Consider the following 22120-nt stretch of genomic DNA (forward strand, 5'->3'; position numbering starts at 1 on the left):
TGACTGCAAAGCCATGCGTGGGAGCGGGCTTGCCCCGCGATGAGGCCCCAACCTCCATCAAGGCACCACAATGGTGCGCACACATTAAATTACGCCTCTTATAAGTGCGTTTTTCCTCGGCACCCCGCCCGCAAATGCCCGCAAACGCCGCCTTTTATCCTGCGCTCGCCATTTTCGGGCACTGGCATGCAATTTGCTCCCTTGTGAGGCAGGTAAGCTTGGCCGACTATCCGCGCCCGGCAACACCCTTTTTCCAGAGCAGCGGCCTACCGCGCTCTAGACCCTCCGGAGGACAACATGTCGAAGTCGGTTCAACTCATCAAAGATCATGACGTCAAGTGGATTGATCTGCGTTTCACGGACACCAAAGGCATTCAGCATCACGTGACCATGCCGGCGCGCGATGGCCTGGACGAAGACTTCTTCGAAGTCGGCAAGATGTTCGACGGTTCCTCCATTGCCGGCTGGAAAGGCATCGAAGCCTCCGACATGATCCTGATGCCGGTCGATGATACTGCCGTACTGGACCCGTTCACCGAAGAACCGACCCTGATCATCACCTGTGACATCGTCGACCCTTCGAGCATGCAGGGCTACGACCGCGACCCACGTGCGATCGCCAAGCGCGCCGAAGAGTACCTGAAGAGCACCGGCATCGGTGACACCGTCTTCGCAGGCCCGGAGCCTGAGTTCTTCATCTTCGACGAAGTGAAGTTCCAGTCGGACATTTCCGGCTCGATGTTCAAGATCTTCTCCGAGCAAGGCTCGTGGATGACCGGTGCTGACGTGGAAGGCGGCAACAAAGGCCACCGTCCAGGCGTCAAAGGCGGCTACTTCCCGGTTCCGCCGTTCGACCACGACCACGAAATCCGTACTGCCATGTGCAACGCACTGGAAGAAATGGGCCAGATCGTCGAAGTTCACCACCACGAAGTGGCAACTGCCGGCCAGAACGAAATCGGCGTCAAGTTCAACACCCTGGTGAAGAAAGCGGACGAAGTTCAGGCCCTGAAATACGTCGTGCACAACGTTGCCGACGCTTACGGCCGCACCGCTACCTTCATGCCTAAGCCTCTGTACGGCGACAACGGCTCGGGCATGCACGTGCACATGTCGATCTGGAAAGACGGCAAAAACACCTTCTCCGGTGAAGGCTATGCCGGCCTTTCGGATACCGCTCTGTACTTCATCGGCGGCATCATCAAGCACGGCAAGGCCCTGAACGGCTTCACCAACCCGTCGACCAACTCGTACAAGCGTCTGGTCCCAGGCTTCGAAGCACCGGTAATGCTGGCCTACTCGGCCCGCAACCGTTCCGCCTCGATCCGTATTCCTTACGTTGGCAGCCCGAAAGCCCGCCGTATCGAAGCGCGCTTCCCGGACCCATCGGCCAACCCGTACCTGGCCTTCGCTGCACTGCTGATGGCAGGCCTGGACGGCATCCAGAACAAGATCCACCCAGGCGATGCTGCCGACAAGAACCTGTACGACCTGCCGCCTGAAGAGGCCAAGGAAATCCCGCAAGTGTGCGGCAGCCTGAAAGAAGCTCTGGAAGAGCTGGATAAAGGCCGTGCGTTCCTGACCAAGGGCGGCGTGTTCTCCGACGACTTCATCGATGCCTTCATCGAGCTGAAGAGCGAAGAAGAGATCAAGGTCCGCACCTTCGTGCACCCGCTGGAATACGAGCTGTACTACAGCTGCTGATGTGAGCGGCGCCCTGCGCCGGTGACTTCAGACAAACGGCCTTCTTCGGAAGGCCGTTTTCGTTTCTGCCCGCAATCTATTCAGATGCGTCCTACAAGTAATCCGAGCCCAACTGCCCACACTAGGTCTCCCAGCCACGGAGATCCCCAATGCGCCTCACCTATGCACTCCCCCCCTTCGCCCTGACCCTCGCCCTCGCCGGCTGCACAGCAGCGAGCCCCACCGCCAATCAGTTCGCCCCCTTGCTTGACGCCATCGAACAACGCCTCGACCTCGCCCGCTCGGTCGCCCAGCACAAATGGCGCAACGACTTGCCGGTAGAAGCCCCCGAACGCGAACGGCAAGTACTCGCCAAGGTGCGCCTGGAAGCCTCCGACTATGGCCTGCCCCCCGCACGTGCCACTGCGTTTTTTACCGACCAGATGGAAGCCAACAAGTTGATCCAGTACGCCTTGCTCGACCGCTGGGCAACCCTGGACCCCAACGCGCTGGCGGCCCCGCGCGACCTTGCCAGTGAGCTGCGCCCACGCCTGGACAAACTCCAGGCCAGCCTGTTGTTCGAACTTGCCGAGCTGGACCGCAAGCCAATGCCCGACTGCACACGCAACCTGGCCGACGCCCTGGCCGGGCGCACCGACAATGAACTGCGCCACTTGGCCCTGGTGCGCGCCACCGGCCAGCTGTGCCTGAAACAGTGAAGGCGGCAATGCTCTATATTGGTGCATGGCAAGGCACTACGCGCCGCCCGTCACCCCAAAACAGGTCGCAGCACGCGCATTTTCAGAAGATTCTGGTCCGAATATGCGCATCTTCCGGGGTTTATCAGGAAATTCCGCTTCTTTTCGGAGCCTTGGTTTGTTTCTTGCATTTTCCAGGCATCAGCGGATCCATAGCGCACCCACCCCGGGCAGGCCCCGGGGGCTGCAAGCGCCAAAAGAGGTCAACGACACTTTATGACCATCAGCGATGCACAGCACCGTCTGCTTCTGGACAACCTGACCACGGCCACGCTTTTGCTCAATGCCGAGCTGCGCCTTGAGTACATGAACCCAGCGGCCGAAATGCTGCTGGCCGTCAGCGGCCAGCGCAGCCATGGGCAATTCATCAGCGAACTGTTCACCGAGTCCAGCGAGGCGCTCAACTCGCTGCGCCAGGCCGTGGAACACGCGCACCCGTTCACCAAGCGTGAAGCGCTGTTGACCTCCCTGACCGGCCAGGCCATCACCGTCGATTACGCGGTCACGCCGATCCTGCACCAGGGCCAGACCCTGCTGTTGCTGGAGGTGCACCCGCGCGACCGGCTGCTGCGCATCACCAAGGAAGAGGCCCAGCTGAGCAAGCAGGAAACCACCAAGATGCTGGTGCGCGGCCTTGCCCACGAAATAAAGAACCCGCTGGGCGGCATTCGCGGCGCGGCACAGTTGCTGGCCCGCGAGCTGCCAAACGATGGCCTGCGCGACTACACCAACGTGATCATCGAAGAGGCCGACCGCCTGCGTAACCTGGTCGACCGTATGCTCGGCTCCAACAAACTGCCATCGCTGGCCATGACCAACATCCACGAGGTGCTGGAGCGCGTCTGCAGCCTGGTCGAGGCCGAAACCCAGGGCGGCATCACCTTGGTGCGTGACTACGACCCCAGCCTGCCGGATGTGCTGATCGACCGCGAACAGATGATCCAGGCGGTGCTCAACATCGTGCGCAACGCCATGCAGGCGATCAGCGGCCAGAACGAGCTGCGCCTGGGGCGCATTGCCCTGCGCAGCCGCGCGGTGCGTCAATTCACCATTGGCCATGTGCGCCATCGCCTGGTGGCGCGGGTCGAGATCATCGACAACGGCCCCGGCATCCCTGCCGAACTGCAAGACACCCTCTTCTACCCAATGGTCAGCGGCCGCCCCGACGGTACCGGGCTGGGCCTGGCCATTACCCAGAACATCATCAGCCAGCACCAGGGCCTGATCGAGTGCGAGAGCCATCCCGGCCACACCGCCTTCTCGATCTACCTGCCACTGGAACAAGGAGCCAACGCCTCATGAGCCGCAGTGAAACCGTCTGGATCGTCGATGATGATCGCTCTATCCGCTGGGTGCTGGAAAAAGCCCTGCAGCAGGAAGGCATGAATACCCAGAGCTTCGACAGTGCGGACGGTGTCATGGGCCGCCTGGCGCGCCAGCAGCCTGACGTGATCATTTCCGATATCCGCATGCCCGGCGCCAGTGGCCTGGACCTGTTGGCGCAGATTCGCGAACAGCACCCGCGCCTGCCGGTCATCATCATGACCGCACATTCCGACCTGGACAGCGCGGTGGCCTCCTATCAGGGCGGTGCGTTCGAATACCTGCCCAAGCCGTTCGATGTCGACGAGGCGGTGTCGCTGGTCAAGCGCGCCAACCAGCATGCCCAGGAACAGCAAGGCCTGGCCGTGCCGCAGGCCTTGACCCGCACCCCAGAGATCATCGGCGAAGCGCCGGCCATGCAGGAGGTGTTCCGCGCCATTGGCCGGCTCAGCCACTCCAACATCACGGTGTTGATCAATGGCGAGTCCGGCACCGGTAAAGAGCTGGTCGCCCATGCCCTGCACCGCCACAGCCCGCGGGCAGCGTCGCCGTTCATCGCGCTGAACATGGCGGCGATCCCCAAGGACCTGATGGAGTCGGAGCTGTTCGGCCATGAGAAAGGCGCCTTTACCGGTGCTGCCAACCTGCGCCGCGGCCGCTTCGAACAGGCAGACGGCGGCACGCTGTTCCTCGACGAAATCGGCGACATGCCTGCCGACACCCAGACGCGCTTGCTGCGGGTGCTGGCCGACGGCGAGTTCTACCGCGTGGGTGGCCATATTCCGGTGAAAGTGGACGTGCGCATCATTGCCGCCACCCACCAGAACCTCGAATCGCTGGTGCAGGCCGGCAAGTTCCGGGAAGACCTGTTCCACCGCCTGAACGTGATCCGCATCCATATCCCGCGCCTGGCTGACCGTCGCGAAGACATCCCGGCACTGGCTCGCCACTTTCTTGGCCGCGCCGCCCAGGAGTTGTCGGTGGAGCCCAAGCTGCTCAAGCCGGAAACCGAGGAGTTCATCCGCAACCTGCCGTGGCCAGGCAACGTGCGCCAGCTGGAGAACACTTGCCGCTGGATCACCGTAATGGCGTCGAGCCGCGAAGTGCTGGTGGGCGATTTGCCGCCAGAGCTGCTCAACCTGCCGACTGACGCCACCCCGGTGACCAACTGGGAGCAGGCCCTGCGCCAGTGGGCCGACCAGGCCTTGGCGCGTGGCCAGTCGAGCCTGCTCGACAGCGCCGTGCCGAGCTTCGAGCGGATCATGATCGAAACCGCCCTCAAACACACCGCCGGCCGCCGCCGCGATGCTGCCGTGCTGCTGGGCTGGGGCCGCAACACCCTGACCCGCAAGATCAAGGAGCTGGGCATGAAGGTGGATGGCGCCGAGGATGATGACGGCGACGATCACTGAGGTACAGCAGTGAGCCTATAACGTGGGCTTGCTTGGAGTGCCGCACCACTGCGATGGGCTGCAGAGCTGTCCCCTAAACGGCTGACATTACCCTCAGGGCTGCTCCGCAGCCCAACGCGGGGCAAGCCCGCTCACCACAAAAACCAGTCTTCCCGCGTAAACCCGCCTTCCAGCGTTTAGCCCAAGCTGCGCAGATACATGCTCATTGCTCGGCGTGCCGAACCACTGCGAAGACGCCATTTCAATTCGTCCTGCGGGCATCATCGCACTATAAGCATCTACACAGCTTCTCAGCCCCAGACACATTACCTTGTGGCGAGCGGGCTTGCCCCGCGTTGGGCTGCGAAGCAGCCCCGAAACCAGACTGTTCTCACACAGGTGGCAATCGACTCGATCTCGTAGCCGCTGATTACCCTCAGGGCTGCTCCGCAGCCCAACGCGCGGGGCAAGCCCGCTCACCACAAAGACGTGTCTTCCAGCGTTTCGCCCAAGCTGCGACATGCGCAGCCTTCAGGAGCGGTTGGTGTCGACACCCAGATCGCATCCCAAAGCGGATAGTCCCCAAGACGCTCTACCAGGCCAGCCCGGATCGGGTTGGCCACTACGTATCTTGCGAAGGCTCTCAAGTCCTCTTCGCGTCTAAGCGCCCGATCATGGTAGCCAACCTGCCATAACTGCCCTTTGACCTTTCCAATTTTGTGCAGCGAACAACGGCTACGCGACTTGAATCGCCGCATGACAGTGGCAAGGGTGGCATCGCCAAGTTCGACCAGCCAGTGGATGTGGTCCGGCATGATTACCCAAGCGAGGCTTTGCAAAGAACCCTCGTGCTGCGCTTCGGCGAAGTGGAGTGGGAGGCAACGGGCGGACTGAAAATCCTTGAAAAATGGCGTGCGGTCCTTGGTGGTGCTTATCAAAAGATAGACCCGGCCAGGCTCAGAAAATCGCCCTCGCCTCAGTAGATGGGATTGGGGGTGTTCCATGTCGTCCTCCTTGATGAAGGTATCAAGGTAGATCGGCTCTATGAGGCCCGCGCAAGGTAATGAGCACTCGATGTTTCGGCGCGAAAGCCATCGCGATCAATTGCGAGCCCATGCACCGAACCTGTGCCCGCTGCACCGTGCCAAGGCACAACCCCCCTCAAAATCCGGCCAAATCCCCCTCCAAAGCCCGTATTCACGGGTTTTGCAAAATTGGCACGCACCCTGCAATAACCCCTGCATACCCAGTTTCGGGGGTCTCGGTACAGGCAGGCCGGGAAAGCCCCTCTTTTATTCAGCAATACCCGCTTCGGGGACCTCGGTACTAGGCAGGCCGGGACATCCCCTTTTTATTCAAGCAGTGCCCGCTTCGGGGACCTCGGTACAGGCAGGCCGGGACATCCCCTCTTTTATTCGTGCAGCCTGACCTGCACCTTCCAGCGCCCCGCGTCCTCTGCACCGGCCCACTCGCCACGCAGGGGGCGCGCGGCAATCACCGTCAACAGCAAGCCTTGCTGGCTCTTCTGCAAACGCCACCCCACCGGCTTGCCCTCAAGCAGCAACTGCCCGCGCTGGCTCTTGCCAGCAGCCTGGAACACCACAGCCACAGTGCCGTCGACATTCTCGCCATGCAGCGGCGGCTCATCGTTGAACCACAGGTCCAGCCCATCCTGCACCACCGCCACCTCCTCAAGCACCCGCTCTGCCGGCGCAGTCAGGCGGCCAATCATCAACCCGATCATCACCCCGGCCAGTGCCAGCGACAGGATCATCCGCGGCAAGGCTTTCGAACGCACGTCCGGTTCGGGGGTAGAATGCTCGTCATCTTCATGCTTGGAGCCGTGCATGTTTCACGTCATCCTTTTTCAACCTGAAATTCCGCCGAATACCGGCAACATAATCCGCCTGTGCGCCAACAGCGGTTGTGCACTGCACCTGATCGACCCGATCAGCTTCGAACTCGACGACAAGCGCCTGCGCCGCGCCGGGCTGGACTACCACGAGTATGCCACGCTCAAACGCCACGAAAGCCTGGCAGCGTGCCTGGAACACCTCGGCAACCCAAGGCTGTTCGCCTTCACCACCAAGGGTTCGCACCCGTTCCATGAAGTGGCTTACCAGCCCGGAGACGCCTTCCTGTTCGGCCCCGAAAGCCGCGGCCTGCCAAGCGAGGTGCTGGACAGCCTGCCGGCCGAACAGCGCCTGCGCCTGCCAATGCGCGAAGGCTGTCGCAGCCTGAACCTGTCCAATACCGTGGCGGTGACGGTGTATGAAGCCTGGCGCCAGCAGGGCTTTGCCGGCAGCTGATGCGCTCGGGCACAAAAAAGGGCGACCGAAGTCGCCCTTTTTGCATGTAGCGGTTACTGCACGGTCGGCACTTCGCCGGCTTCCTGCATGCGCTGCATTTCTTGCGCGTACAGGGCGTCGAAGTTGACCGGCGACAGCATCAGGGCCGGGAACGAGCCACGGGTCACCAGGCTGTCCAGGGTTTCGCGCGCGTACGGGAACAGGATGTTCGGGCAGAACGCACCCAGGGTGTGGCTCATGGACGATGCATCGAGGTTGGCAATCAGGAAGATACCGGCCTGCTGCACTTCGGCGATGAACGCCACTTCGTCACCGTTCTTGACGGTAACCGACAGGGTCAGCACGACCTCATGGAAGTCGCCTTCAAGGGCTTTCTGACGGGTGTTCAGGTCCAGCGCAACGCTCGGCTCCCACTGCTGGCGGAAGATCTGCGGGCTTTTCGGGGCCTCGAACGACAGGTCACGCACATAGATGCGCTGCAGGGAAAACTGCGGGCTGGTGTCTTCAGCGGCAGCGCCGTTGGTCTGTTGGTCAGTCATGACGGATCCTTTTCCTAATGTGTTTGAATGCAGTGCAAATCAGTCCGCCAGCAGCGCGTCGAGCTTGCCCGCGCGCTCCAGGGCGTAGAGGTCATCGCACCCACCAACGTGCGTGCTGCCGACCCAGATCTGCGGCACCGAGGTGGCGCCGGCCTTCTGGCTCATTTGCGCGCGAACCTGGGGCTTGCCGTCGACCTTGATCTCTTCGAACGCCACACCTTTGCTCTGGAGCAGGTGCTTGGCGCGCATGCAGTACGGGCAGTAGTCGCTGGAGTAGACGATGACGGGCTTCATATCACTTCACCAGGGGCAGGTTATCGGCTTTCCAGCTGGACACGCCACCGCTGAGCTTGGCCGCTGTGTAACCCGCCTTGAGCAGCTCGCGGCACAGGCCGCCGGACTGCTGGCCCATCGCGTCAACCAGGATCAGGGTCTTGTCCTTGTGCTTGTCCAGCTCGGCCATGCGGGCGATGAGCTTGTCCTGCGGGATGTTCACCGCACCGACGATGTGCCCGGCCGAGTATTCCTTGGCGGTACGGATATCGACCACCAGGGCCTTGTCGGCGTTGACCAGCGCGGTCAGCTGGCCATTGCTCAGGCTCTGGCCGCCACGACGCACTTCGTTGACCAACAGCAGGATCAGCAGAACGACGAAGATCGCTACCAGGATGAAGTGATCTGTCGCGAATTGAATCAGGTGAGCAACCATCGGGGGTGTTCCAGGCGATTGAAAATGGCGGCCAGTATACACAGCACCCCAATACCACCAAAGCCCGCTGGGCCAGCGGCAAATCGCCTTTCATCCGACATGCCCGAGCGCGCCGGTCGGGCATGGGGAGGAATATTCGCCGCAGATGGCGCATTTGCCCTAAAATGCGTGTCTTTATCATCTTTGAACAACCGTGAGTTTGATTGATGACGAGCACGCCTAAACCTCTGGTCCTGATCATCCTGGATGGCTTCGGTCACAGCGAAAGCCCTGACTACAACGCCATCTACTCTGCCAACACACCGGTCTACGACCGCCTGCGCGCCACCCAGCCGCATGGTCTTATTTCCGGTTCCGGCATGGATGTCGGCCTGCCAGACGGGCAAATGGGCAACTCCGAAGTCGGTCACATGAACCTCGGCGCCGGCCGCGTGGTGTACCAGGACTTCACCCGGGTGACCAAAGCCATCCGCGATGGCGACTTCTTCACCAACCCGGTGCTCACCGGCGCGGTGGACAAGGCCGTTACTGCCGGCAAGGCCGTGCATATTCTCGGCCTGCTGTCCGATGGCGGCGTGCACAGCCACCAGGACCACCTGGTCGCCATGGCCGAGCTCGCCGCCCAGCGCGGCGCCGAGAAAATCTACCTGCACGCCTTCCTTGATGGCCGCGACACACCGCCGCGCAGCGCCCAGTCGTCCATCGAACTGCTCGATGCCACCTTCGCCAAGCTGGGCAAAGGCCGCATCGCCAGCCTGATCGGCCGCTATTTCGCCATGGACCGCGACAATCGCTGGGACCGCGTCAGCGCCGCCTACAACCTGATCGTCGACAGCGTTGCCGACTACAGCGCGCCGACCGCCCAGGCCGGCCTTGAGGCCGCCTACGCCCGCGACGAAAGCGACGAATTCGTAAAAGCCACGCGCATCGGCGAGGCCGTCAAGGTCGAAGACGGCGATGCCGTGGTGTTCATGAACTTCCGCGCCGACCGGGCCCGCGAACTGTCGCGGGTGTTCGTCGAGCCGGACTTCGCCGAGTTCCCCCGCGCGCGGCTGCCAAAAGTGGCCGCCTTTATCGGCCTGACCCAGTATTCGGCCAAGATCGCCGCCCCTGCAGCCTTCGCCCCGGCCAGCCTGGACAACGTGCTGGGCGAGTATCTGGCGAAAAACGGCAAGACCCAGCTGCGCATCGCCGAAACCGAGAAATACGCCCACGTAACGTTCTTCTTCTCCGGCGGGCGCGAAGAGCCGTTCGAGGGTGAAGAACGCATTCTGATCCCGTCGCCAAAGGTCGCCACCTACGACCTGCAGCCAGAAATGAACGCACCGGAAGTGACCGATCGCATCGTCGAGGCCATCGAGCAGCAGCGCTTCGACGTTATCGTGGTCAATTATGCCAACGGCGACATGGTGGGCCACACCGGCGTATTCGAGGCAGCAGTCAAGGCTGTCGAGGCGCTGGACACCTGCGTCGGGCGTATCGTCGAAGCCCTGGACAAGGTCGATGGCGAGGCGCTGATTACCGCCGACCACGGCAACGTCGAGCAGATGGAAGACGAATGCACCGGCCAGGCGCATACCGCGCACACCACGGAGCCTGTACCGTTCATCTATGTTGGCAAGCGCAAAGTCAAGGTCCGCGAAGGCGGCGTGCTGGCCGACGTGGCGCCAACCATGCTCAAGCTGCTGGGCCTGGAAAAGCCGGCTGAAATGACCGGCACGTCGATTCTGATCGACGCTTGACCCTTGTGGGAGCGGGCTTGCCCCGCGACAGCAATCGCGGGGCAAGCCCGCTCCCACAAGTGGCTCCCAGCGCAATTCCAGACAAACGCCCCGCCGCATCCGCCGCTGGGCGTTTTTTTTGCACGCCCACGCGGGCATACTAGGCCAGTCTCCATCCCTGGTACGCCCAACCCCATGCTCCGCGCCCTTCTATTACTAGCCCTGTCATGCCTGCTCGCACCGGCCTTCGCTGCCGACGAGCGCGCACAGACCCAGCAGCAGCTGGACGCCACCCGTCAGGACATTGCCGAGCTGAAGAAAATGCTGGGCAAGCTTCAGGACGAAAAGTCCGGCGTGCAGAAAGACCTCCAATCCACCGAGACCGATATCGGCAAACTCGAAAAACAGGTGGAGGCACTGCAGCAGGAACTAAAAAAGACCGAGGGCGAGCTGGAGCGCCTTGATCACGAGAAAAAAAAACTCCAGAGCGCCCGCGTTGAACAACAGCGGCTGATTGCCATCCAGGCCCGTTCGGCCTACCAGAACAATGGCCGCGAGGAATACCTCAAGCTGCTGCTCAACCAGCAGAACCCCGAGAAGTTCGCCCGCACCCTGAGCTACTACGACTACCTCAGCAAGGCGCGCCTGGAGCAGTTGCGTGCCTTCAACGAGACCCTGCGCCAGCTGGCCAACGTCGAGCTCGACATCGGCCGCCAACAGGAGCAACTGCTGGCCCAGCAGGCCGACCTCGACAGCCGTCGCCAGGCGCTGGTGGCCGAGCGTGACAAACGCAAGCAGGTGCTGGCCAAGCTCAACAGCGACATGAAAGAGCGCGACCAGAAGCTGCAAGCCCGCGAGCAGGACCAGGCCGAGCTTGGCAAGGTGCTCAAGACCATCGAGGAAACCCTCGCCCGCCAGGCCCGCGAGGCCGAAGAAGCCCGCCAGCGCGCCCTGCTGGCCGAGCAGGAAGCAGAAAAACGCCGCAAGGAACAAGCCCTGGCCGCTGCCCGCGACAACACGCCTGAAGAGGCGCCGAAAAAGGCCCGCACCACATTGGGCCCGGTGGTTTCCAGCGACGGCGCCAACTATGGCGGTGCTTTTTCTGCAGCACGGGGAAAACTTCCCTGGCCGGTCAATGGTCGATTGCTGGCACGTTTCGGTGATGCGCGCGGCAGCGATGCCCGAGCCAAGTGGGACGGCGTGATGATCAGCGCCAGCGCCGGCACCCAGGTGCGCGCCGTGCATGGCGGGCGCGTGGTGTTCGCGGACTGGTTGCGCGGCGCCGGACTTCTGGTCATTCTCGACCATGGCAATGGTTACCTGAGCCTGTACGGCCACAACCAGAGCCTGCTCAAGAGCGCCGGCGACGTGGTCAAGGCCGGTGAAGCCATTTCCACCGTCGGCGACAGTGGCGGCCAGGAAGATGCAGGCCTGTACTTCGCGATTCGCCAGCAGGGCCGCCCCGCCGACCCTGCGCAATGGTGCCGCGGCTAGGCACCCTTTACTTTTACGGTGCGGGCACAACAGCCCGCACCGATGCTCCCGCAAGGGGCGCCAACAGGATCAGGAGTTCGTTCGACATGCTGCACTCGCCTCGCCTCACCCAGCTGGCCCTGACCATCGCCCTGGCGGTTGGCGCACCTCTGGCCATCGCTGCCGAGCCGGCCAAGCCTGCGGCTGCCGCCAAACCGGCTGCGGCCCCGGCCACCGAGGCTACCGCCAAGGCGCCGCTGCCGCTTGAAGAGCTGCGCACTTTCGCCGAGGTCATGGACCGCATCAAGGCCGCCTATGTGGAGCCTGTGGACGACAAGACCCTGCTGGAAAACGCCATCAAAGGCATGCTCAGCAACCTTGACCCGCACTCGGCCTACCTTGGCCCTGAAGACTTCCAGGAACTGCAAGAGAGCACCAGCGGCGAATTCGGCGGCCTGGGCATCGAAGTGGGCATGGAAGACGGCTTCGTCAAAGTGGTTTCGCCCATCGACGACACCCCCGCGTCGCGCGCAGGCATCGAGGCCGGCGACCTGATCGTCAAGATCAACGGCGCCCCGACCCGTGGCCAGAGCATGACCGAAGCGGTCGACAAGATGCGCGGCAAGATCGGCGACAAGATCACCCTGACCCTGGTGCGCGATGGTGGCACGCCGTTCGACGTGACCCTGGCCCGTGCGGTTATCCAGGTAAAAAGCGTCAAGAGCCAACTGCTCGAGAACGACTACGGTTACATCCGCATCACCCAGTTCCAGGTCAAGACCGGCGAAGAAGTCGGCAAGGCGCTGGCCAAGTTGCGCAAGGACAACGGCAAGAAGCTGCGCGGGGTAATCCTCGACCTGCGCAACAACCCAGGCGGCGTGCTGCAATCGGCCGTCGAAGTGGCCGACCACTTCCTGACCAAGGGCCTGATCGTCTACACCAAGGGCCGCATCGCCAACTCCGAACTGCGCTTCTCGGCCGACCCCGCCGACGCCAGCGAAGGCGTACCGCTGGTGGTGCTGATCAACGGCGGCAGCGCCTCGGCTTCGGAGATTGTCGCCGGCGCCCTGCAAGACCAGAAACGCGGTGTGCTGATGGGTACCGACAGCTTCGGCAAAGGCTCGGTACAAACCGTGCTGCCGCTGGCCAACGACCGCGCCCTGAAGCTCACCACCGCGCTGTACTTCACCCCTAACGGCCGCTCGATCCAGGCCCAGGGCATCGTCCCCGACATCGAAGTTCGCCCGGCCAAGCTCACCGCCGAAGCCGACACCGAGAACTTCAAGGAAGCCGACCTGCAAGGCCACCTGGGCAACGGCAACGGCGGCGCCGACCGCCCGACCGGCAGCAGCAAGCGCAAGGAGCGTCCGCAGGACAACGACTTCCAGCTCAGCCAGGCGCTCAGCCTGCTCAAGGGCTTGAACATCACCAAGGGCGACTGACCCACGGCCATGCGTTATCTGCTGTCCCTGCTGTTGTGCCTGTTGGCCGGCGCCGCGCAAGCGGCCCCGGCCAAGGCCTACCTGAGCATCATCATCGACGACCTGGGCCAGAGCACAGAGCGCGACCAGCGCACCCTCGCCCTGCCCGGGCCGGTGACCATGGCCATCATGCCCGATACCCCGCACGCCACCGACTTCGCCCGCCAGGCGCACAAGGCCGGCAAGACGGTGATCCTGCACATGCCCATGGACCCAGCCACCGGCCCCTACGCCTGGCACCCCGGCATCGCATTACCAGAACTGGCACAGCGCCTGAACGCAGCACTGGCCAAGGTGCCGTATGCCGCAGGCGTCAACAATCACATGGGCAGCCGCATGACCTCGCAGCGCGAAGCCATGGCTTGGCTGATGGGCGAACTGCAACGCCGCCACCTCTTGTTCGTCGACAGCCGCACCAGCGCCGCCACGGTCGCCGCCGCCGAAGCTCAGAAAATCGGCCTGGCGCATGTATCGCGGGACGTATTCCTGGACGACGTGCGTACTCCAGAAGCGATTACCGGGCAACTGCGCCTTGGCGTCGAAATGGCGCGCAAGCAAGGCTCTGCGGTGTTGATCGGCCATCCCTATCCGCAAACCTTGCAAGTGCTGGAACGAGAAATCCCCCGGCTTCGCAGCCAGGGGATCGAACTGATCAGGTTGCAGCAAATGGTTGCCGAACGCAGCAACCAGGCCATGCCGGCCCATGGCCGGCATGGCCGCTACGCCCACGCTGGGGCGCTTAGAAAGGAATGATCCCTTCAGCCTCAGCGAGCGTCAGCGGGCCGTAATGCACGCGCCTGCCCGGCGCCAGGTCACTGGTCGCTGCAGGCGCACGGTTGGTCTCGAAGCGTTGCTGCCAAAGCTTCAGGTGACCACGCGTGAAGTCGCGGGCAGCGGCGTCCTGGGAGGGAAGATGGAAGTGGGCAACCCAGAGGTTGCGCCCTTTGGTCTTGCCTGGAGCACTCAGGGAGATGATCCGGTACTCATCGAACGCGCTGCCATCAACCATGGTTTTACGCGCAACATACTCGGCCCTGATCAGCTCTCGCGCATGCATGAAGCGCAGCGCTTCGGCATCGGGATAAGGTGTGGCCAAATATAGCTGGGTGAGACGCTCGATCTTCTTGTCTTGCAGCGCTGTGCGCCCTGCAACCAGCGACTCGCCGACATCACTTTGCTCGGGCAACTCGCCCTCGGCGGCCTGGAGCCGGGTGATCTGCTGGTCGAACAACCTAGCCAGGCGCCTACCGCTGATGTCCTGCGCCACATATCGCGGCGCCAGTTCCAGCACCCTGGCATTATCTGCCAGTACCTCACGGGCGCGGTCCTCGGCAGGTTCTTCAGCCGCCACGGGCGCCGCAACCCCGCCAGTACGCTCGACCCATTGCCCATCGACCCTATCGAAGCGCTGCACCACTGCCTGCCTCAACGGGTCACGCACCACCAACAGGTCGACGCCGTCTTCCTGCACCTCGGTGGCAATGATGAGCATGCCGTCTCTGTTACGGATGGCGTGCTGCACTTCGCCAGAGGTTACATAGGCACTGCCGACCGTAGTGCTGACGGGCTTACCGTCAAGCGCGTTACGCGCCTCGACCAGGCGCCGCCCGGCGTCATCCTTGAGCAGTTGCAGATGCTCCTTGTAGCGCTTGAGCATTGCCGGATCAACCAGTGCGCCACCGTCCCTGGCGACGAAATCGCTGTTGATGATCGCGGCAGCATATTCATCCCACGCCTCCTGCAGAATGATCACACGATCAGTGTGCGACAGGTTGGCCATGATCGAATCGCCGTGGGCGTTGGCGGTGCTGCGCAAGCTGGCCCCACGCAATGCCTCCTCGTAGTGCGCCAGCTTGCTCAAACCTGTAGGCGAGTCGTGGTGCAAAGACAGGGTTACCAGATCCAGCACGTGATGAAAACGCAGGTCCTCCGTGGTGAACAGGCGCTTAGCGACGATCTGTGCCACGCTGCGCGTCGAGGCTCCAGCAACTATCTGCAACTCGGGCTCCGACTGCGCCAGCAGTTGGTCGAGGTTCGACGTGCAGACCAGCATCCGCTCCTGCAGCGCCACCGCTTTCTCGAGTTCAAGGCGGAACAGGCGGTATTGCTCCTTGGACTTGCGAGGAATAACCCCCTGAATAGCTTTGACTTGCTCGTTCAGTTTTGGGTAGTCGACCAGCTCTTCCAACTCGCCCAACACGAAGTCGTTGCCGTTGATCATGGCATTGTGCATTTCAGCCCGCGCTTGGATCGGAATGGCCTCGCCCATCAGCCTGATCGACGCGCCGTACTTGGGCTCCAGCATCTGTCCCAAAAGAGCCGAAGCCTTGCTGTAGATCTGGATGACGGTTTCCATCTCGGTAACAGCTTCAAGCCGCTTGGTGTGTATTTGCTCCTTGAGTTCGGCGATGCGGCTTGCGTACTGCTGGACCAACACCTCATCGACCTCAGCCTCTGCCTGAGCGTTCACCATGAGCGTGTGGGCGGCCTCAAGCTCGTCACTTAGTGCTCTTACCTCTTGACCGACCTTACTGAACTTTTCTGCGGCAACGTTCGCGTGCTCGGTATCACGGTCAGCGGCCTGTCGCATCTTCTTGAAGTTTCGCTCCAGGTTGACACTGGTCGGCGTTCGCCCGCCACCTGGCAGGTTGAGACCATCATCAACCCGCCAGGCTCCCAACACCCTCGACAGCATAGGCCCTTGCTCGCCCTGGGCACCGACCACCCGTACGCCTTCACCGGTAATGCTCACCTGGTAGTTGTCGCTGGCCAGGCTCACATAATGAAGCCCATCAACCTCATAAGTATGCGCAGCCTCGCCTTCGGTCAGTGGTTCAACGGATTTCAGGTCAACGCCCACACGCAGCGCCCTCAGCGCTTGACGCAAGGCCGGCGGGAAGATGTTGAAACCTTGCTGACCGCGCCACGACAAATCGTGCCAGAGGCCCTGCACCTGGCCTACCGAGCCTGCTTCCCCCACTTTGCCCTGCAAGGGCACCGCACTGATCACTTGAGTCGCCTGCCCACGCAGCGGCGGCCCCTCGAACTGGCGGTTTTGCGGCAAGGGGCTGACCTCAATCTGCTCGATAGCTGCCGACTTCACGTGCGACAGTGCCATGCCCAAACTCAGCACCACGTCGACCGCCACCTTCGAACGGTCGAACTCGCCGGCAGAACTGATCGCCTCAAGATCGCTCTCAAGGCTTTCAACGCTCTGCATCAACCAGTCCACCGAGGCGACCGGCCCGCTCAAAAACAGCGATACCGTGTTGTAGAGCAACCATGCACCACCGCTCAGCAACGCCCAGCGGCTCTCGGCATTCGATGTCGATTGCAGATCAGCGAGCGCGACCAGCAAATCACGGTTGGCCTGGTATAGCTTTTCATCCACGTTGGTGCGCCACAACACCACACCGAGGCCCGCAGGGGCGGGACGCTCGGGCAGGTCGAACGGGTCGATGCCGATGCTGCTGATATGCGGTTCGGCGAATCCACCGTTGTCGTAGATAGACTGCACCTCTGGCGCAATCCACTGCAGTATTTCCTGCTGCAGCTCGGTCTCATCGCGGATCGCCGCCATCAGCAGATCAAGGCTGGCGAATTCGCGCAGCGTGCGGCTGCGATACAGCGGCCGGTACAGAAGCACCGTCGCAGGCACTGCGCGATACAGCACGTACATGCCGGCGACCTGGTCATGGACATCGGTGTCGGGGCGCCGCTTGAAGGCCAGCGGGAACAGAGTCATGTCCAGCGACTCGCCATTGGCGTGCGGGCGGCAGAAGTCGGTCAGGCACTGCAGGCCTTCATCGCTCAATTTGCCGTCGATCCTTGCCGAAAGGCCGGCAAACAAGAGCGCGGAGCGCCACTCGCGGGCGAAACGAACAACCCTGGCATCACGGGTGGCGCGATCGTCCAGAAGGGTTGCCACGTAGCGTGGGTAGCGCTCCCCCACATCGACATAGCTAACCAGGGTTTTCAGGGCATCAGCGTCCATCCAAACGGGAACCTCACCGCCCGACTCGAGCGAAATACCCGTGATCACATGACCGACCAGCCCGGCCAGGTTGCCGATGGCGAACTCGGTGAGCGTCATGCCAGGGCTCGGCACCAAAGGCTCACCACCGCCGGTACCAGCACCTGCGCCACCCGCCTCGCCCGCCGCCACGGCCAGCGCCAGCTGAACGTCGTCGGCAGAGGGGTTTTCTTCGTCAGGGTGCAGCTCGTTCATCCGCTCGGCCAGGCGCTCACGGGTATAGCTGTGCAAATCCAGAATGTCGGCCAATGCACCGACACCGTCGGCATCGATTTGATCCAGCGCCAGATTGAACAACGCGTCCTGATAGGCGAACCGGTTGCTGGCATTGGCTGCGGCTATACCTGGGGGCGGGTTTGCAACCACCTGCGCATCGATGAAGTAGTCCGCGTAGAACCACTGCGCAGGGTTGCTCAGGGCCGCGAACAACGCTTCGAGCTGCGCGGCGTCGTCGACCTGCGAGTACCGCACCTGGCCAATACGCTGCTGCATGTCATTGAGCAGCAATGCCGCCAGTTGGGCGAATACGTCGCCCTCCAGTAGATAGCGGTCCCAGGTCATGGTCTCGAAGCGATACTCAAGCGCCAGCTCGTCACGCAGTGCCAGAGCGAAGGCATCCAGCGACTCGAAGCTTCGAACCCTGCTCGATGGCGAGTACCACAGCACCACCAGGCGCTCGTCCCACTCCCCAGTGAGCAGCAGGTTGGGGTGCGTAATGCTGAACGACTCGTCGCCATATCCGAGCTGTGCGTGAACCAGGAAAGTCGATGGAGTACTTTCGCCCCTCAGCAGCCCGTGAACACAGGCTTGCTCCTGCTCATCCAGGCCTTGCAGAGGAAGGTTTTGCAACAGCGCCTGCTTCAATAGAAGTTGTAGCCAGCGGTCGCGGCTGGCTCCGGCAGCGCCATCGGCGCGCCAATAGTCGCGCTGAGCCTGGGCAAACGCCTGGCCAAGTTCGGCCAACAGGGCGTTGAGCGGCTCGCTCGCACCAGTGACCGCCTTGACGTCGAACTCGCTGTCAGCACCCTTGAAGCGATACTCAGCGGAAAGTTTGAGGCTGTACGCCTGCTCCTGCGCAGGCTCCATAAGCAGCGCGTCACCCTGCGCCATGGCGTCCAGCACCAGGTCCACCAGCGGGCGGGTGGTGCTGAAGTGCTCACCTTCTACAGGCGAGATGAGCAACAGCGGATCAGCTGAGGTCAGCGGCGGGGTGACCGCCTCAAGGTCGGGAAACTGCTTGACTAGCGTGGCCAACAGTTGCTCGCTGACCACTGAACGCAGGGTTGGGCGGCCCGCAAACTCGGTGGCAGCGGCGCTCATGAAATCGAAGGGGGATACGTTGAAGGTCGACATGCTCAAAGCCCTCTATAGGTGGAGGGCGGAGGATGTTGCGCAACGCAGGGCCTCAGGCGGTAGTTATTGATCGCCTTGCCAAACGTGAAAAGGCGCGCTGCTTACGGCCATTCACCCATGCGAGGTATCGCCAGGATCGAGTGAACAGCCGTATCGGTCTTGCACCGCGCAGCCACTAATCAGGCGTAGACACGCCCCAGCAACTGGCGGTGGCTTTCGAACTGATCCAGCACATCGCGCACGATCTGTTCGCGAGTGAAGCCCATCAGGTCGTATTCCTGGCTGCCGTCATGCAGGTACACCTCGGCGCGGTAGAAGCGCTGGCGCACTTGCGGCTCGCCCTCGACCGGGGCCTCGCTCGGCGCCGCCAGGTAGCCATCCAGGCTTGCTTCATAAACGAAGGGGTTGCCCTCCTCCATCATCACCCGCAGGCCCATCATGTTGCGCGACTGGCCAATCCGGGTTTCCACCTCGAAGCCCAGCGTAGCCAATTGCTCGGCGGCCTCCTTGAGGGCCGGGCTGACTTGCTTGTCCATGAAGCGCTGCACCACCGCCTGGGTCGGTTCCAGGTCCATCTGGCCAAGCCGCTCGCTGAAGCCGCGACGCCCACGGGCGGCAAGTTCGGCGCGCTCGCTCTCTGCGGCCACGTCCTGCTTCATCGCCTTCATCAGGCCGAACATGAACAGTACCAGCACCACCGAGAACGGCAGCCCCGCCAGCACCACCATGGTCTGCATGGCTTCGAAGTTGCCGGCAAACAGCAAACCGATGGTCACCAAGGTGATGATGACCGACCAGAACACCACCATCCAGTGCGGGGCATCTTCGTCGACCTGCCCACCTTTGCAAGAAAGATTGGCCATCATTACCGCACCCGAGTCGGCAGGCGTCAGGAACAGCACGAAGCCGACGAACACTGCCAGGCCAATGACGATCTTGGCAGCCGGGAAGTATTCCAGCAGTTGGTAGATGGACATCGAGGGCTGTTCCAGCGCGGTCTTGCCCAGCTCAACGGCGCCGTGGTTCATCACCAGGTCCAGCGCGGTGTTACCGAAGATCGACAGCCAGGCCAAGGTGAAGCCCAGCGGGATCAACAGTACGCCGCTGACCAGTTGGCGCACGGTGCGGCCCTTGGAAATACGGGCGATGAACATGCCGACGAACGGGCCCCAGGAAATCCACCAGGCCCAGTAGAACACGGTCCACAGGCCCAGCCAGCGCTCGGACTTGTCGCCTGCGCCTTCGTACACGTACAGGTCGAAGGTCTTCAGCACAAAGCCGTTGAGGTAATCACCAATGTTCTGCACGAAGCCATTGAACAAGTACAGGGTATTGCCGGCCAGCAGCACGAAGATCAGCAGGCCGCTGAACAGCACGATGTTCAGGTTGGACAGGCGGCGAATACCGTTTTCCACACCCGACACAGCAGCCACGGTGGCAACACCTGCCATGACCAGAATCACCACCAGCAGGTTGGTCTTGCTGTGGTCCATGCCGAACAGGTATTCAAGCCCCGAGGCCACCTGCATCGAGCCGATACCGAGGTTGGTCACCAGGCCCAGCAAGGTGACGAACATGCCGAACACGTCGACCGCGTTGCCGGCAGCGCCCTTGACCCAACGCTCGCCCACCAGCGGGTACAACGCCGAGCGCAGTGCCAGCGGCTGGTTGTGGCGATAGGCGAAGTAGCCCACGGCCAGGCCGACCAAGGCGTAGATCGCCCAGCCGTGCAGGCCCCAGTGCAGGAACGTCAGCTGCAAGCCCTGGCGCGCAGCCTCGAGGCTGGCCGGCGTACCTTCAGGCGGGTTGAAATAGTGGTCCAGCGGTTCGGAGGCGCCGAAGTACAGCAACGAAATACCGATACCGGACGAAAACAGCATGCCGGCCCAGGCGCCGTAGCTGAAGTCCGGCGTATCGTCCTTGCCGCCCAGCTTGAGCTTGCCGAAGTCGGAGAAGGCCAGGTAGATGACAAATACCAGGTAGCTGCCGATCACCAGCATGTAGTACCAGCCGAAGGTGCGCGTCAGCCATTTCTGGGCAACGCCAAGCACTTCGCCAGCAGCTTCGGGGACAGCAATCAGTAAGGCAGTCAGAACAAGGATCATCAGCGCGGAGGTGTAGAACACCACGCGGTTGACCCGAACCCTCTCGGCGGGGGGTTTGGTAAGGGAGGCAGAACTCATTGCACGAATGCTCCGGGCAGTGCGGCAGTGGAGGCTAATCAGTCATTTCCCGCGCAATTGGTGCAATAGCCCTACTGCGTCAGGTGTTATAAAAGCCCCCTGGAAACCGTGTACCCGAATTGAAACGGTGCAAAAAACAGATCGGTGGGCCGCGGCTGGCGTGCACTTGGTAACCAAGGTGCGCGCATTCGCCACAGCGCCTGGCCCGCTCCTAGGGCCGTCCGCGCAGGTCAGTGACCGCTCGGCAGAATCTGTAACTTGCATCGCCCGTGCCCGTCAACGCCTTGTATTCCGGGGGTTACGCGATTTCCTGGGGTGCCAATCCGTGCTTTTTTGACCGCCTGAAAAACTGTCAATGGCACAAATTGTCGCAGAGCTTATTCTTTATTGATTGAACGTTCAATCAAAACAAAATAGACTGGTCCTCGCCGAGTCAGACGCCGGTCGTCCGCTCGCCAGGCCTGAGGAGAACGCAAGAATGCCCAAGGTCGGTATGCAACCCATCCGCCGCCAGCAATTGATCGAAGCGACGCTGTTGGCGGTCGATCAGGTGGGGCTGGGTGACGCCAGCATTGCGCTGATTGCCCGTTTGGCCGGTGTGTCGAACGGCATCATCAGTCACTACTTTCAGGACAAGAACGGCCTGATCGCAGCGACGATGCGCTACATCATGAACATGCTCAACGAAGGTGTGAGCGCGCGCCGTCAGGCCCTGACCGATGACAGCCCGCGAGCCCACCTGCAGGTCATCATCGAGGGCAACTTCGATGCCAGCCAGGTCAATGGCCCGGCAATGAAAACCTGGCTGGCCTTCTGGGCCTCCAGCATGCACCAGCCGTCTTTGCACAGGTTGCAACGGATCAACGACCACCGTTTGTACTCCAACCTGTGTTGCCAGTTCCGCCGCGTCTTGCCGCTTTACCATGCACGCAAGGCAGCCCGCGGCCTGGCAGCGTTGATCGACGGCCTGTGGCTGCGCGGCGCGTTGTCCGGAGATGCCTTCGACACCGCCCAAGCCATACGAATTGCCAACGAATACATGGATCTACAACTGGCTAAACAGCAGACCCTGGGCATTACCAACCAGGCCTCTGATCAACCGCGCGCAGCCACTGGCCAAACGGCAGGGGCGTGACGCGGCAGCCAAACCACACACTGCACTTG

Annotated in this window: 16 protein-coding genes and 1 pseudogene; 10 read left to right on the plus strand and 7 right to left on the minus strand. The window is 62.2% G+C overall.

The annotated features are described in order from the left end of the window. Positions 1–297 precede the first annotated feature (297 nt). The 4 genes from glnA to ntrC all read left to right on the plus strand — a co-directional run bounded on the left by glnA (position 298) and on the right by ntrC (position 5176). Positions 298–1704 (plus strand): type I glutamate--ammonia ligase, encoded by a 1407-nt coding sequence (glnA, locus tag HU719_RS10345; protein ID WP_186520765.1) that lies wholly within the window; start codon positions 298–300, stop codon positions 1702–1704. 149 nt (positions 1705–1853) lie between these two features. Continuing rightward, the gene (aroQ, locus tag HU719_RS10350) at positions 1854–2402 is read left to right on the plus strand and encodes a gamma subclass chorismate mutase AroQ (protein ID WP_186536697.1); all 549 of its coding nucleotides are present in this window, start codon (positions 1854–1856) and stop codon (positions 2400–2402) included. A gap of 255 nt (positions 2403–2657) precedes the next feature. Beyond that, complete coding sequence (gene glnL, locus HU719_RS10355; protein WP_186520763.1) at positions 2658–3743, plus strand: nitrogen regulation protein NR(II); 1086 nt, start codon at positions 2658–2660, stop codon at positions 3741–3743. Continuing rightward, positions 3740–5176 (plus strand): nitrogen regulation protein NR(I), encoded by a 1437-nt coding sequence (gene ntrC, locus HU719_RS10360; protein WP_186520762.1) that lies wholly within the window; start codon positions 3740–3742, stop codon positions 5174–5176. The genes glnL and ntrC overlap by 4 nt, the downstream gene beginning before the upstream one ends. A gap of 530 nt (positions 5177–5706) precedes the next feature. On the opposite strand, the pseudogene HU719_RS10365 reads toward ntrC, so the two are convergent. Both HU719_RS10365 and HU719_RS10370 read right to left on the minus strand, forming a co-directional pair. Beyond that, positions 5707–6159 (minus strand): annotated as a pseudogene (locus HU719_RS10365) (REP-associated tyrosine transposase); the annotation flags it as partial. Between the two features lie 407 nt (positions 6160–6566). Beyond that, complete coding sequence (locus HU719_RS10370; RefSeq protein WP_186520941.1) at positions 6567–7004, minus strand: hypothetical protein; 438 nt, start codon at positions 7002–7004, stop codon at positions 6567–6569. Between HU719_RS10370 and trmL the strand changes: the two genes are divergently transcribed. After that, positions 7003–7464, plus strand: a complete 462-nt coding sequence (gene trmL, locus HU719_RS10375) for a tRNA (uridine(34)/cytosine(34)/5-carboxymethylaminomethyluridine(34)-2'-O)-methyltransferase TrmL (protein ID WP_186520940.1) — start codon at positions 7003–7005, stop codon at positions 7462–7464. The two genes, HU719_RS10370 and trmL, sit on opposite strands and share 2 nt — an antisense overlap. A 53-nt stretch (positions 7465–7517) precedes the next feature. Here the strand turns inward: trmL and secB are convergent, their stop codons facing one another. From secB to HU719_RS10390, 3 genes are read right to left on the minus strand one after another with little or no spacing between them, the layout of a single operon-like run. Further along, positions 7518–8003 carry a protein-export chaperone SecB gene (gene secB, locus HU719_RS10380; protein WP_186520939.1) on the minus strand — a complete coding sequence of 162 codons (486 nt, stop codon included), beginning with the start codon at positions 8001–8003 and terminating at the stop codon, positions 7518–7520. 39 nt (positions 8004–8042) lie between these two features. Continuing rightward, positions 8043–8297 carry a glutaredoxin 3 gene (grxC, locus tag HU719_RS10385; protein WP_186520938.1) on the minus strand — a complete coding sequence of 85 codons (255 nt, stop codon included), beginning with the start codon at positions 8295–8297 and terminating at the stop codon, positions 8043–8045. A gap of 1 nt (position 8298) precedes the next feature. Beyond that, entirely contained in the window at positions 8299–8712 is a 414-nt protein-coding gene (locus HU719_RS10390; RefSeq protein ID WP_186520937.1) for a rhodanese-like domain-containing protein, read from the minus strand. Positions 8713–8918: 206 nt separating this feature from the next. Here HU719_RS10390 and gpmI point away from each other — a divergent pair, with 206 nt between their 5' ends. The 4 genes from gpmI to HU719_RS10410 all read left to right on the plus strand — a co-directional run bounded on the left by gpmI (position 8919) and on the right by HU719_RS10410 (position 14140). Continuing rightward, the gene (gene gpmI, locus HU719_RS10395; RefSeq protein ID WP_186537163.1) at positions 8919–10454 is read left to right on the plus strand and encodes a 2,3-bisphosphoglycerate-independent phosphoglycerate mutase; all 1536 of its coding nucleotides are present in this window, start codon (positions 8919–8921) and stop codon (positions 10452–10454) included. Between the two features lie 174 nt (positions 10455–10628). Next, positions 10629–11927 carry a murein hydrolase activator EnvC family protein gene (locus HU719_RS10400; protein WP_186537162.1) on the plus strand — a complete coding sequence of 433 codons (1299 nt, stop codon included), beginning with the start codon at positions 10629–10631 and terminating at the stop codon, positions 11925–11927. A gap of 86 nt (positions 11928–12013) precedes the next feature. After that, complete coding sequence (locus HU719_RS10405) at positions 12014–13348, plus strand: S41 family peptidase (protein ID WP_186520934.1); 1335 nt, start codon at positions 12014–12016, stop codon at positions 13346–13348. A gap of 9 nt (positions 13349–13357) precedes the next feature. After that, on the plus strand, positions 13358–14140 hold the full coding sequence (locus HU719_RS10410; protein WP_186537161.1) for a divergent polysaccharide deacetylase family protein: 783 nt from the start codon (positions 13358–13360) through the stop codon (positions 14138–14140). Here the strand turns inward: HU719_RS10410 and HU719_RS10415 are convergent. Together HU719_RS10415 and HU719_RS10420 are read right to left on the minus strand one after the other, a co-directional pair. Continuing rightward, positions 14127–18773, minus strand: a complete 4647-nt coding sequence (locus tag HU719_RS10415) for a dermonecrotic toxin domain-containing protein (protein ID WP_186537160.1) — start codon at positions 18771–18773, stop codon at positions 14127–14129. The genes HU719_RS10410 and HU719_RS10415 overlap by 14 nt on opposite strands. A 179-nt stretch (positions 18774–18952) precedes the next feature. After that, on the minus strand, positions 18953–20956 hold the full coding sequence (locus tag HU719_RS10420; RefSeq protein WP_186537159.1) for a BCCT family transporter: 2004 nt from the start codon (positions 20954–20956) through the stop codon (positions 18953–18955). Positions 20957–21434: 478 nt separating this feature from the next. Between HU719_RS10420 and betI the strand changes: the two genes are divergently transcribed. Further along, positions 21435–22091, plus strand: a complete 657-nt coding sequence (betI, locus tag HU719_RS10425; protein WP_186537158.1) for a transcriptional regulator BetI — start codon at positions 21435–21437, stop codon at positions 22089–22091. Positions 22092–22120 lie beyond the last annotated feature (29 nt).

The organism is Pseudomonas farsensis, from assembly GCF_014268805.2.
Lineage (GTDB): Bacteria > Pseudomonadota > Gammaproteobacteria > Pseudomonadales > Pseudomonadaceae > Aquipseudomonas > Aquipseudomonas farsensis.